Raw genomic sequence first — 13,801 nt, 5'->3', positions numbered from 1 at the left:
TTAAGGAGTGAACATGACAAATGAAAATTGGTTATTAACTTACAACGACATTGTTGGTGGTGTTAAAAATTACGGTCGCGAGAGCTTGCTAACTTTAGGAAATGGCTTTCTGGGCTGGCGTGGCGCACTTGTGACAAACGCTTATGATGATGATTTTTATCCCGGGTTGTACGGGGCTGGTATTTTTAACCAAACATCAACGCCCGTTGCAGGGCGCGATGTCATTAATGAAGACCTTGTGAATTTGCCCAGTGTAGCTTTAATCAAGGTGCAAATTGATGGTAAATCTCTGTTAATCAACAACTCAACTATCAAATCACTAAAACGCAGCCTTAATTTTAAAACGGGTGAATTGACAGATGATTATCAAGTGCAGGTGTCGGGAGACTCACAACATTTTGTCACCATTAAAACTGTTAAGGTGATTAATCCAGTTCACTGGCATCAGTTAGGTTTACGTTTTCAAATCACCTCAAATTATGACGCACACATTGCGATTGATGCGATTATTGATGGCAGCGTCGAAAACAAAAATGTGGCACGCTATCGTGATTTTGACTCGCAAGAATTTGATGTCCAGTCAGTTCAGGATGATCTGATGATCATCAAAACACGAACAACTGATGTTACTGTTGCTTTAGCAGCAAAAACAATAGGTGAAAGTGTTGAAAAAACGACAAAAACTGAAAATCAGGTGGCAACACACATCGAAAATGATTGTCAGGCCGGACAACCATTTTCAATTGAACGGGTGATGGCAGTTGCAAGTGATTTAGAGACGGACGGCGATCTTGCTGAATTTGTTCAAAATGAAATAGCCAACACGACTTTTGACGAAATTCAACGCGAGAGTCATGATTATTGGCAATCATTATGGCAAACCAAAGATATTCAAATTAGTGGCGACGATGCCATGCAAAAGTTGACGCGTATGAATATTTTTCACCTTAATCAGATGGCTAATCCAAACGCAAATCCATATTTGGATGCTTCGGTTGGCTCTCGTGGTTTGACTGGTGAGGGGTATCGTGGTCATATTTTCTGGGATGAATTATTTGCACTACCATATTACTCAGTCAACGAACCCAAATCGGCTAGTGCTGTTTTGAATTATCGCACGAAGCGGTTATCAGCGGCTGAAAAAAATGCTATATCAGAGAACGAATCAGGTGCGATGTATCCTTGGCAATCAGGAATGTATGGTGACGAGCAAAGTCAACTGATTCATTTGAACACAGTTGATAACACTTGGATTCCAGATAATTCTCGATTACAACGCCACATTTCATTAGCAATTGCCTATAATATGTGGGTTTACCAACAGGTGACAGGACGCTATGACCATCTTGATAAAGGCGGTTTAAACATGTTAATCCAAGTTGGTCGTTTTTGGATTAACAAAGCAGAGAAAATCGGTGACCGTTACCAAATTAAAGGCGTTATGGGACCTAACGAATTCCATGAAGAAATTCCCGGTGCTCATGCTGGTGGATTGCTCAATAACGCTTATACAAACGTTATGGTGGTTTGGTTGTTGAACTATCTGCATGATTTATCGCAGAACGTCAATATTGATTTTGACGCGGCAGCACGAGCAGTTGGGTATACTCAAAATGAAGCGGAAAAAGCAGAAGACATTCGTCATCATTTGAAGTTATCCATTGATAATCGTGGCATTGTCGAACAATATGAAGGTTTCTTCAAACTTAAGCATCTCGATTTTTCAGCATATCAAGCTAAGTATGGTGATATTCACCGAATTGATAGGATACTCAAGTCAGAAGGCAAGTCCCCTGATGATTATCAGGTCATTAAACAGGCTGACTTTCTAATGCTATTGTATAACCTAGGTGCGCAACAGACAGAGTCACTGATTCATCAACTTGGGTATCAATTACCCGATGATTGGTTGGCAAAGAATACAGCCTATTACTTAGACCGCACAACACATGGTTCAACGACTTCTCGCCCAGTATTTGCTGGTATCTATGTCGAGTTGGCGCGACAAGGTGATACAAAATTTGAAACACAAGCGTATGATTTTTTGACAGACGCAATTGGTTCTGATTATTATGATATTCAAGGTGGTACAACCGCAGAGGGTGTTCACATGGGTGTCATGGGCGAAACATTATCAGTCATTCAAAATGATTATGCTGGAGTTGATTTATTGCACGGTCAGTTCAGCATCAATCCACGATTACCAAAACAGTGGTCTGAATTACACTTTACACAGCAATATCGAGGTGTCTTAATTGATATTGATATCAAGCCAACTGTCATGGTATTGATGAGCGATCAAGCCATAACCGTTCACGTTTATGACAAAGCGATTGATTTGGTAGCTGGGGAGGCAAAAGAGGTGTCTTATCATGGTTAATTTTTCAGAAATAAAAGGCTTTACATTCGATTTAGATGGTGTCATCACGGATACCGCTAAGTTTCACGAGCAAGCTTGGCATGATTTGGCTACGTCCTTGAATGTGTCTTGGTCGGCTGAATTAGGGCGTCAACTTAAAGGTATTAGTCGTATGGATTCGCTAAATATGATTTTAGCTGAAGGTGGTCATGAAAATGACTACACGGATGATGAAAAAGCAGCATTTGCGGCACAAAAAAATCAACATTATGTTGCATTAATTCAAGCGTTGACACCGGCAGATATTTTGCCCGGAATGACTGAATTTCTAGCCGAAATAAAACGTGAAGGTTACGTCGCGAGTGTTGCCAGTGCTTCAAAAAACGCACCAACGATACTCAAAAAATTAGGCATCATGGCTGATTTTGTCGGCATTGTGGATCCAGCCACGTTATCACATGGCAAACCAGATCCTGAAATATTTACCAAAGCAGGGGAGATATTGAAGCTACAACCAACACAAATCATTGGGTTAGAAGATGCCAGTGCTGGCGTGCAAGCGATCAAAGGTGCAGGGCAAACGGCACTGGGCATTGGTAAAGCAGCTAAAGATGCTCAACCAGACATTTGGTTTGCTGAAACTAATGAAATTTCCTTGGCTAATATCGCAAAACAAATGAATGCATAACAAAATAAAATCACCGTAATTTGATTTACGGTGATTTATTTTAAGTTTCAGGATTAGGTGTTGTCAACGCATTATTTCTAATGAAACTGCGAAAGGTCTTGAAAGTATCAGCAAATAATTCGTCTGGCTCAATATTTAACATTTCTTTCGGGAAAAAGAATCGCTGATCAAGTGACGCTTTGCCTTTAATCGCAGCGACGAGTGTTGATAAATCAGAGAGTTCGCGGTGTGTCCCATCAGCTAACAAAAAGTCAATTTGCGTTCTTGGCTTGGCCACGTTGGGTTTGTAATCGTCGTATGGTAAGTCATAAGCATCGTTACGTGCTGTGTAGTAATCAGGGTTAAAGCCCGCGTTATCCACAAGCTGTTCTAACTCGCCCAATAAAGGTGCCGTCTCATTGGTGATAGCAATTGACTTGAGCGGGCGACGTCCAAGAAAACGCTGTGATAAGTCCGATAAAATCGGATCGGGGTGGGATTGCCAGATATTGATATAAGTCATAAACACATTATCGTCGAGCTTGAGATAATCGTCTAATCCCAATGGCTTTTCATCAAATAATGGCGCCAAAAGTGGGCCAACGAAGTCCTTTTCAGGTACAGGGTTGTGATGGCTGGCTTGATAAAGCTCGCGAACACGCGTCAAAATATGTTCTAACAGCACTTCCATACCACGTGAGACAGAGTGAAAATAGACTTGTAAATACATCTGATAACGTGACACAACATAGTCTTCAACGGCATGCATACCGGCGATATCAAAGGCAATGCCGGTTGGGGTTGGGCGCATGGTACGCAAAATACGATCAATATCAAATTCACCATATTTAGTACCAGTAAAATAAGCGTCACGTAATAAATAATCCATGCGATCAACGTCAACTTGACTAGAAATTAATTGCACGACTTGTGGATTTTCATAAGTTTTAGCAATAACACTAGCCACTTTATTGGGAAAATCTGTTGATACTTGTGCCAAAATCGTGTGTACGGCCGTATCACCCATGATAATTTCCCGTGTAATTGCTTCATGATCTGTGCCAAATAGGTGTTCAAATGTATGAGAAAATGCACCGTGTCCAACATCGTGAAGCAAGGCAGCGACAAGCGTGACTAAGCGCTCACTTGAATCCCACACATCGCCATAATATTGATCGAAGTGTTCGGTAATCTGTCGAGCAATCTCATAGGCACCCACAGAGTGCCCAAAACGTGAATGTTCCGCTCCGTGAAACACTGAACTGGTAATGCCAAGTTGCTTAACGCGACGCAACCGCTGAAATTCAGGGGTGTTAATCAAATCCAAAATAACTTGATCTTGAATATGAATAAAATTATGAATAGGATCGCGTAGAACTTTTTCATTAGTAATTTTTTTATCTAACATCATATAGTATGCCCTTTTGTGCTTTCTTATATTATAATAGATTTTAGATTGAGATAGGGGCAGAATATGATAATTAACGGGCAATCGGACGTAAAAGTTCACCTAAAAACGAAAATTCGTCAGGGAAATGATATCGAAGACTTTCAATTTGATACAGATGGTCAGTTATTGTTAAAAAATGGCGCACTTTATTTGCGTTATACAGAGATTATTGACGATCAGACAACACAAGTTATGTTCAAAATTGATGATGAACGCGTGCGCTTAAATCGCTCTGGTGAGACAATAACCAAATTAGCATTTGTGAAATCACAACGTGTTCCAGCTTTGTATCAAACACCAGCCGGACAAATGCAAATTGAAACGCTAACAACCTTATTGGTGACCCACTTTGATTTGGCAAACTGGCGAGGTGAAGTTGACGTGGATTATGTTTTATATGCTAATCAACAAATTGTTGGACAATACGAAATTCGGTTGCAATTTAGCGCCAAATCTAGTATGCTAGACTAGTTAGAAACCCCGAAAGGACGTGCAATATGTCACTTACAACATTAGGCAATCACCCTAAAGAAGAATTAGCACTTGTCGAAATAGCAACTGCTGTTTTGACTGAACATAAAGTAGCAATGCCTTTCAGCTCACTCGTTCAAGAGATTCAAGACTTTTTGGAAATTGATTCAGAAACTTTTAAGCCACGTTTATCACAATTCTACACTGACTTGAATACAGATGGTTCATTCATTTCACTTGGTAATAATGAATGGGCATTACGTGCTTGGTATCCAGTTGATGCCATTGATGAATCAATTCATGAACTTGATGATGAAGAAGATGCACCGAAGCGTAAAAAGTCAGCTAAAAAGAAAGTCAACGTATTTGCTGATAATGCATCTGATGATGATGTTATCGATTATAACGATGATGATCCCGAAGATGAAGATTTCACAACAGTTGAAGATGATGACGCCGAAGATGATTCTGAAGACGATGATGTGGCTGTTGACGACGATGATGACGATGCCAACGAAATTGATTTGAGTGAAGATGAATCAATTGATGCCAACATGACGGAATTAACTGGTGGTAATGATCTTGACGATCTTGGTGATGGTGATCAAGAAAAGTAATTTGAGATAGTTGGCTCAACTGGCAACACTAAGTTGGGTGAGTATCATTTAAAAAGTATCTACAATAAGCAGTTAGTTATCGGAGCACGCGCGATGACTAACTGCTTATTTTGCTATCATGAGAACATCAACTTTCTGACAAAGTAGAATGTTCGTTAAAAAAAGGTGAACTAGTGAATGTTGAATATTTTTTGAAGTAGTGTATATTAAATGAGATAACACTAAATTAACATTTTTTAAATAACAATATAGCTAATTGAAAACGAGGTAATTATGAAAAAAATATTATCTATTGGTGGTTCAGATACGAGTGGCGGTGGGGGCATTGAGGCAGACATTAAAACGTTTGAAAGATATGATGGATTTAACGTAGTGGCGATAGAAAATATTGTCACTATGAATCCAAACAACTGGCAAGTGGCGCAATATCCAATGCCAACTGAAACTGTTTCAGCTCAACTGCAAACGACATTATCTATTACGCTAGCGGGGATTAAGGTTGGTATGATTTCGGATATCAATAATTTTAATATTTTAATTGATTATCTCGAAACGGCTAAATTTGGTATGTTGCTGGTGGATCCAGTGATGGCTACAAAGTTGACAATTGCTCATGACAAAACGATTGATTTGACAACTTATAAAAAGAAATTATTATCGAAGGCTGACATTGTGACGCCTAATGTTTTGGAAGCAGCATTGTTGACGGATGTCCAATCAATCAATAATGTCTCTGAAATGAAAGAAGCAGCAAAGAAAATCTATGATTACGGCGTCAAAAATGTCGTGATTAAATCGGGAAACCGATTTGCTGACGGTTTAGCGACGGATTTATTGTATGATGGGACAAATTTTGAAGTATTCCAGAATGAAATCATAAAAACAGATTATAATCATGGGGCAGGATGTACATTTTCGGCAGCAATTCTTGCTAATATGGTTAAAAATAATTCAATCAGTGCTTCAGTTAAAGAGGCCAAAGAATTTACATTTCAAGCAGTTGCTAATGCAATTCAATTAAACCAATTTGTGGGCCATGTTTGGCAGGGAGATAATCATTATGAAACAACATAATAACGCCGTTATTAACATTGTACTGGTGGCATTGTTCACTAGTATTACCTTTGTTGCAACCAGTATACAGGTGCCAATGCCGGCATTAATTGGAAAACCTTTTGTGCATTTGTGAAATTCAGCAGTGCTATTGTCAGTACTACTTTTAGGGTTTAAACGTGGTGCGCTTGCTGGCGGTTTTGGGCTAGCATTGTTTGATCTATTTCATGGCTATGTGATGGAAGCCCCATATTACTTTTTTGAATGTTTCGTCGTTGGTGGTATTGCTACCTATGTATTTTCACTGGTTCACTATAAAAAACATGGTACGAGCGTTAAATTAATTGTGGTTATTTTGGCGGCTGTCGTTACCAAGTTAGTCATGACAACAGGGCATAATTTTGTGATGAGTTTGTTCAAGGGCATGACCATACAACCTGCGATAGTAGCAACAGTATCGTCCTTATTTCCAACAGTGATTAACTGTGTGATGACAATGATAGTTGTTTTTGTTGTCTATCGCTGGCTAGCAGAACGATTTGAACAGCTATTTGTCAAAAATAATTTCATATAAATTGATTATTGTGCTACATTGCTTTATTAAAAATTTTGAACAGCGGCATAAACAGTTTCATGACAAAAAAATTTGATATAAATAATTTTTTGATTTGACATTGGTAAATAATGAGCATACAATTAGTACCAATATTATGAATAAGATAACAACACAATTGAACAACACATTTTTTGCACTCCTTGTCCTCATGTGACTAGTAGGCTATTTTGTGTTAATCGTCTACTATTTTCTTTCAGAAATAGAGTAGACGGTTGGGATATCGGATTAAGCACCTAACTGTTTTGACAGTTAGGTGCTTTTTTGTAGGATTTTGGAGAAATATGATCAACATAGAAAAATTTATTAAGACGAGAAAACGTCTCAGGATATCGCAGGTTACACTTTGTGCAGGTATTTGTACGCAAGCCACGCTTTCAAAATTTGAAAAACATCAACAGATTCCATCATTTGATATTATGATTGCGCTGTGTGAACGAATAGGATTGACATTGAATGATGTGTTTCCAATAGCAGTTTCTTCACATCAAACACGCAATGAAAAGTTACTAGCACAGGCTTTAAAAGCATTATTTTACCAAAATGTTAATCAATTTAAAAAGAATATAGAACAAGTAGCGCTGGACAAAATACTGGACAAAGAGTTGTCAACTTATCAAATTGCCAAATATTTTTACATGGTAATTTTGGTGAAAGATGATAATAAAGCGAAAAAATTGGTATCGCACATTGATATTGCGTGTTTCAATCAACAATACAAATTATTGTTTTATGCGATAACCAGTCATTATTATTATCATTGTGGTCAATTTACCAAGGCGCAACAAGCGTTTGAAGACGTCTGGCGTCATCAAAAATCAAATGCTGTCAATGATCACACTGGTTGTCAAGAAGCAATTGTCTATTTACTAGCAGAATATCAGATGTTGATGAAAAACTATCAACTGGCAATGATGTTGGCCACTTATGGGATTGACTTAGCACATGCAGATGATAGCACTTATTTTTTGGAAAACTTTTTCTGGCAATTGGTGCAAGCAAGCGACATGTGGCACAGTCAAGATTTTATTGTCAATGAAATGATTGAAAATGCGCGGGTAATTGCTAAAATACATAATAACGAAGATATCCTAAAAAAGCTCAGTCAACGAAAAGGGGGAAATAAAAATGACAACACTCAAGGTTGAAAACTTACATGTCTCAGTGGCAGGAAAAGAAATTTTGAAAGGGGTTAATTTGGTCGTTAATACTGGTGAAATTCATGCCATTATGGGACCAAACGGTACTGGTAAATCGACACTATCGCAAACCATTATGGGGCACCCAGCTTATGAGGTGACTCAAGGCCATGTTACCATTGATGATCAAGATTTAGCTGACATGTCAGTGGATCAACGCGCACGCGCTGGTTTATTTTTGGCAATGCAATATCCATCAGAAATTCAAGGTGTGACCAACGCTGAGTTCATGCGGGCTGCCATTAACGCACGCCGTCCAGAAGATGATCAAATGGGTGTTATGTCATTCATTGAAAAACTGGATGAAAAACGTGAATTTTTATCTATGTCTGAAGAAATGGCGGAACGTTATCTCAATGAAGGCTTCTCAGGCGGGGAGAAAAAGCGCAATGAAATTTTGCAAATGATGATGATTGAACCAAAAATTGCGATTTTGGATGAAATTGACTCAGGATTAGATATTGATGCTTTGAAAGTTGTTTCCCGAGGCGTCAATGACATGCGATCTAGTGATTTTGGCGCGTTAATGATTACCCACTATCAGCGACTTTTGGATTATATTGTGCCAGACTTTGTTCATGTGATGATGGGCGGAAAAATTGTCAAAACAGGTGGCGCCGAATTGGCCAAAAAGCTGGAAACTGAAGGCTATGCTGGCCTTCGAGATGAATTGGGTTTGAGTGTTCAGTTAACTGACGAAGATGTGAACTCATATTTTGTGGAGGATTAATATGGCTGATAATCATTCAATACAATCTTTACCATTGCCTACATTTGCCAAAGTACGGTATAACGCGTGGCAACTAGATGATATGATACCAGCGACTGAAACAGCCACGACACCATTTTTTATGAAAAATAAGGGCAATGGTATCGAAGTGAGTGGATTATCGACAACTTACCAACATTTGACCGAGGCAATGACTGCTCAAGGTGTGATTTTGATGAGTATGGTGCAAGCAAAAATCGATTACCCGGCACTGCTAGAAAAAATGATTGGCACCGTCATTACTAAGACAACTGATCGTTTATCTGCACAAAATTTTGCGCAATTTAATACAGGAATTTTTGTATATATCCCAGAAAATGTCCAATTTGATGACGTTTTGCATTTAACACTAAATCATTTGGCTGCTTCTGGCAAAGATTTGGTTGCGCGTATTTTTGTTTATATTGGTGCAAATGCTAAGGCGGATATTTTGCAAGAAATACACACGATAGGCGATCAAAAATCCAAAGCTTCAGTTGTTGTTGAGGTCATCGCTGATGTTGGTGCCCAAGTAACTTATGCTAATATTGACGCCTTTAACGAGCAAACAACAGCTTATATTAATCGTGAGGCTGAAGTGAGAGACCATGCCACACTTGATTGGCAAAATGCTGAATTTAATGATGGCAATGCGATAATCCGCTTAGCTAGTCAATTGAACGGTGAAGGGGCTACCTCACATGCCAATGTTATTGGGCTGACAACAAAAAAGCAAACACAAGGATTTGTGACCACTATCTTGAATCGAGGGCGTCATACATTAGGGCATATTTTCCAGCGAGGTGTCATTTTAAACCGCTCAACTCTAGTATTTAATGGTATTGGCAAAATTATTAAAGGTGCACAAGGCTCAGATGCACAACAAGAGTCACGTGTTTTGATGTTATCACGTCGAGCACGCGGTGATGCTAATCCGCTATTATTAATTGATGAAAATGATGTGACTGCTGGCCACGCCGCTTCCGTTGGTCGTGTTGATGAGGATCAAATGTATTATTTAATGAGTCGAGGCATTAGTGAACAAGTTGCTCGAAAACTGGTTATTCGCGGATTTATGGGTGAAGTATTAGCAAAAATGCCAACAAAGGAAGCGCAACAGCAGGTAGTGACGGAAATTGACAGAAAGTTAAAACATGAAGATGAATCAAACTGATTTTCCAATACTTAACCAAAAAATTAATGGCGAACCTCTGATATATTTCGACAGCGCTGCAACTTCGCAGAAACCTCAATTTGTCATCGATGCCATCACTAGTTACTATCAAAACGACAATGCAAATGTGCATCGCGGTATTTATGAATTATCACAACGTGCTACCAATTTATATGAGCAAGCACGGGATAAACTCCAAAAATTGATACATGCCAAAAGGCGAGAAGAAGTGTTGTTCACACGTGGCACAACTGAATCGTTGAATTGGTTGGCAAGTACTTATGGTGTAGAAAATGTTAAACAAGGAGATGAAATTCTCTTATCGTACATGGAACATCATTCTAATATTGTCCCGTGGCAACAGTTGGCCAAGCGGGTTGGTGCTAGCTTGAAATATATTGATCTTAAAGAAGACGGTACTTTAGACTTGGCGGATGCCGAAGCAAAACTGTCTGATAAAACCAAAATCGTATCAGTTACTCATGCTTCGAACGTGTTGGGCGTGGTCAATCCAATTAAAAAATTAGCTCAGATGGCACATGAACACGGGGCCATTATGATTGCTGATGGGGCACAGTCAGTGCCTCACATGGCAATAGACGTGCAAGAAATGGGTGTTGATTTTTTTGCTTTTTCAGGTCATAAAATGCTGGGACCAACCGGTATTGGTGTGCTATACGGCAGGTATGATGTGTTAAATCAAATGCGACCAGCACAATTTGGTGGCGAAATGATTGAATTTGTCGATTTACATGAAGCAACGTTTCAACCATTGCCTTGGCGTTTTGAAGCGGGAACACCAAATATTGCTGGTGCTATTGGTCTGGGAGCTGCTGTGTATTATCTAACAAATATCGGGATGATTGAGGTAGCAAAATACGAACAATCATTGGTTGATTATGCTTTGCCAAAGTTTAAAAGTATTGATGGTCTGACTGTCTATGGTCCGCAAGAGAGTGAACAGCACACTGGTGTAATCGCATTTAATATAGCGGGTATTCATGCGCATGATTTAGCGACTGCCTTGGATCAAGAAGGTATTGCGGTACGAGCAGGACACCATTGTGCACAGCCACTGATGCATTATTTAGATGTTGCTGCGACCGTTCGTGTTAGCTTTTACATCTATAATACACGTCAAGAAATTGATCGCTTTGTTGCCACCTTAGAAAAAATTAAGGAGTACTTTAACCGTGAGTTTGCATAATTTAGATTATTTGTACCGTCAAACGATTATGGCGTACGCGCAACATCCGCATCATTATCAGCCTATGTTGGGAACCGAAAATTATCATATTCGAAAGTATAATCCCACCTGTGGTGATGTCATTGATTTGGCTTTTAATATAGATCATGATATTGTGACTGATATTCATTTTTATGGAGATGGTTGTGCCATATCAAAGTCTTCTGCTTCGATGATGACGGATTTAGTTATCGGGAAAAATACCAGCCAGATTGCTCAGCTAGTAGATCAATTTTCAGAAATGGTTCGTGGCGAAGCGGGAAATTATAACGCTCTTGGGGAAGCGCAAATTCTTTTAGGTGTGACTAAATTTCCAACGCGAATCAAGTGTGCAACTTTAGCATGGCATGCTTTGGCAGAATTATTAGCAATAGAAAAATAAGAGGGGTGCAAGCATGGAAATAGACAGACAAGCAGCTATTGATCAAACAAAGGCAGCTATTTCAAATGATAAGGTGACTGAATTAGGCTTTCAAGACGATTATCAAGCAGTTTTTTCGACGGGTAAAGAACTAAATGAAAACATTATCCGTCAAATTTCAGCTAAAAAAAATGAACCGGAGTGGATGCTGGATTACCGATTGCAGGCATATCAAACATATCTCAAAATGCCAATGCAGCAATGGGGACCGGACCTAAGCGAAATCAATTTTGATGATATTTATTACTATAACAAGCCAACCAATGACAAATATCGTGACTGGGATGACGTGCCAGCGGAATTGAAAGCCACCTTTGAACGCTTGGGTGTTCCAGAAGCTGAACGGAAGTGGCTAGCCGGCTCTTCTGCACAATATGAGTCCGAAGTTGTTTACCATCGCATGAAAGAAGAATTTGCTAAGACAGGGATTGTTTTTACCGACACAGATACTGCGGTCCAAGAATATCCCGAGCTTATTCAAGAATACTTTGGGTCACTTGTTAAACCAACCAACAATAAATTAGCGGCCTTAAATTCAGCAGTTTGGTCTGGTGGTACATTCATTTATGTACCGAAAGGTGTCCACGTGACGACACCGATTCAGTCTTATTTCCGAATTAATACTGAAAATGAGGGTCAGTTTGAACGGACATTGATTATTGTTGACGAAGGGGCACATGTTGATTATGTTGAAGGGTGTTCAGCGCCAATGTATTCAGGGGATGCGTTGCATGCTGCTGTGGTAGAAGTGATTGTTAAAAAAGACGGCTATTGCCGCTACACGACGATTCAAAACTGGTCAAATAATGTGTATTCATTGGAAACAAAACGTGCAGCAGCGCATGAAAACGCAACGATGGAATGGGTTGATGGTAATTTTGGTTCAAAAACGACGATGAAATATCCATCAGTGTATTTGGAGGGCGAGGGTGCAAAAGGTACCATGTTATCAATTGCCGTTGCTGGTGAGGGCGTAAATTTAGATTCTGGCGCGCAAATGATTCATAATGCCAAAAATACCTCGTCGTCTATCATTTCAAAGTCAATTGCACATGATGGTGGTGCCACAGATTATCGCGGTACAGTGAAATTTGGTCGCGAGTCTGATGGGTCATTTGCTCACGTCGAGTGTGACACAATTTTATTTGATGATAAATCTTCAGCCGATACGATTCCATACAACACAATTTTGAATGGCAATGTGTCGATGGAACATGAGGCAAAAGTTTCACGTGTTTCCGAAGAGCAATTGTATTATCTGATGACACGTGGTATTTCTGCTGAAAAAGCCACAGAGATGATTATTATGGGCTTTATTGAGCCATTCACAAAAGAGCTGCCAATGGAATATGCTGTTGAGTTAAATCGATTAATGAAATTTGAAATGGTTGGATCGGTAGGATAAGGTATGAATCAAAAAATTGAGGCAAGTATTATGGATGCTTTGACAACAGTCATTGACCCAGAACTACGAGTTGATATCGTTAATTTGGGACTAATTAACGGTGTTGCTATCAGCGCTAGCGGTGACGTCACTGTTAATATGACGTTGACAACAATGGGGTGCCCGCTGATTGGTGTATTGGAAGAAATGATTGATGACGCATTAAAAATTTTACCTGAAGTTAAGACCACCAAAGTTGAACTCACTTGGCAACCAGCTTGGGAAATCAATAGAATGTCACGATACGCTAAAATGGCGTTAGGATTATAGTGTGGCAAAATTATATAAATTTGGAATAAAACACACCTGAAAATTGACGACAAATGACATACTCGTTAT

13 protein-coding genes and 1 pseudogene are annotated in these 13,801 nt (G+C 39.3%); 13 read left to right on the top strand and 1 reads right to left on the bottom strand.

Going from position 1 to position 13,801, the window contains the following annotated elements; genetic code table 11:
* Positions 1-13 precede the first annotated feature (13 nt).
* Complete coding sequence (locus BMG01_RS01030; protein WP_084013407.1) at positions 14-2,380, top strand: glycosyl hydrolase family 65 protein; 2,367 nt, start codon at positions 14-16, stop codon at positions 2,378-2,380.
* Positions 2,373-3,047, top strand: coding sequence for a beta-phosphoglucomutase (gene pgmB, locus BMG01_RS01025; RefSeq protein ID WP_004915538.1), 675 nt, complete (start codon positions 2,373-2,375; stop codon positions 3,045-3,047). Before BMG01_RS01030 ends, pgmB begins: the two co-directional genes overlap by 8 nt.
* 40 nt (positions 3,048-3,087) lie before the next feature.
* Here pgmB and BMG01_RS01020 read toward each other — a convergent pair whose 3' ends face one another.
* Positions 3,088-4,434 (bottom strand): HD domain-containing protein, encoded by a 1,347-nt coding sequence (locus tag BMG01_RS01020; protein ID WP_036067221.1) that lies wholly within the window; start codon positions 4,432-4,434, stop codon positions 3,088-3,090.
* Between the two features lie 66 nt (positions 4,435-4,500).
* Here BMG01_RS01020 and BMG01_RS01015 point away from each other — a divergent pair, with 66 nt between their 5' ends.
* From BMG01_RS01015 to BMG01_RS00965, 11 genes and pseudogenes are all read left to right on the top strand, one after another.
* Positions 4,501-4,947: a DUF1934 domain-containing protein gene (locus BMG01_RS01015; protein WP_004915534.1), complete on the top strand. Its 447-nt coding sequence runs from the start codon at positions 4,501-4,503 to the stop codon at positions 4,945-4,947.
* A gap of 26 nt (positions 4,948-4,973) precedes the next feature.
* A complete protein-coding gene (rpoE, locus tag BMG01_RS01010; RefSeq protein WP_004915531.1) occupies positions 4,974-5,564 on the top strand; it encodes a DNA-directed RNA polymerase subunit delta in 591 nt (196 codons plus the stop codon).
* A 273-nt stretch (positions 5,565-5,837) separates the two neighbouring features.
* Positions 5,838-6,638 (top strand): hydroxymethylpyrimidine/phosphomethylpyrimidine kinase, encoded by an 801-nt coding sequence (locus tag BMG01_RS01005; protein WP_004915528.1) that lies wholly within the window; start codon positions 5,838-5,840, stop codon positions 6,636-6,638.
* Positions 6,625-7,191: pseudogene (locus BMG01_RS01000) on the top strand (ECF transporter S component). Before BMG01_RS01005 ends, BMG01_RS01000 begins: the two are co-directional and overlap by 14 nt.
* 323 nt (positions 7,192-7,514) lie before the next feature.
* Positions 7,515-8,378, top strand: coding sequence for a helix-turn-helix transcriptional regulator (locus tag BMG01_RS00995; RefSeq protein ID WP_004915518.1), 864 nt, complete (start codon positions 7,515-7,517; stop codon positions 8,376-8,378).
* On the top strand, positions 8,359-9,159 hold the full coding sequence (gene sufC, locus BMG01_RS00990; RefSeq protein ID WP_004915517.1) for a Fe-S cluster assembly ATPase SufC: 801 nt from the start codon (positions 8,359-8,361) through the stop codon (positions 9,157-9,159). Before BMG01_RS00995 ends, sufC begins: the two co-directional genes overlap by 20 nt.
* Before the next feature lies 1 nt (position 9,160).
* A complete protein-coding gene (gene sufD, locus BMG01_RS00985; protein ID WP_004915514.1) occupies positions 9,161-10,351 on the top strand; it encodes a Fe-S cluster assembly protein SufD in 1,191 nt (396 codons plus the stop codon).
* Positions 10,332-11,558: an aminotransferase class V-fold PLP-dependent enzyme gene (locus BMG01_RS00980; protein WP_036067211.1), complete on the top strand. Its 1,227-nt coding sequence runs from the start codon at positions 10,332-10,334 to the stop codon at positions 11,556-11,558. The genes sufD and BMG01_RS00980 overlap by 20 nt, the downstream gene beginning before the upstream one ends.
* Complete coding sequence (gene sufU, locus BMG01_RS00975) at positions 11,545-11,979, top strand: Fe-S cluster assembly sulfur transfer protein SufU (RefSeq protein WP_004915510.1); 435 nt, start codon at positions 11,545-11,547, stop codon at positions 11,977-11,979. The genes BMG01_RS00980 and sufU overlap by 14 nt, the downstream gene beginning before the upstream one ends.
* A 13-nt stretch (positions 11,980-11,992) precedes the next feature.
* Entirely contained in the window at positions 11,993-13,423 is a 1,431-nt protein-coding gene (gene sufB, locus BMG01_RS00970) for a Fe-S cluster assembly protein SufB (protein WP_004915507.1), read from the top strand.
* 3 nt (positions 13,424-13,426) lie between these two features.
* A complete protein-coding gene (locus BMG01_RS00965) occupies positions 13,427-13,732 on the top strand; it encodes a metal-sulfur cluster assembly factor (RefSeq protein WP_004915505.1) in 306 nt (101 codons plus the stop codon).
* The last annotated feature ends 69 nt before the right edge of the window (positions 13,733-13,801 follow it).

The sequence above is a fragment of the Leuconostoc sp. BM2 genome (genome assembly GCF_002095565.1).
Lineage (GTDB): Bacteria > Bacillota > Bacilli > Lactobacillales > Lactobacillaceae > Leuconostoc > Leuconostoc falkenbergense.
This window is presented reverse-complemented; position numbering and strand designations above follow the sequence as displayed.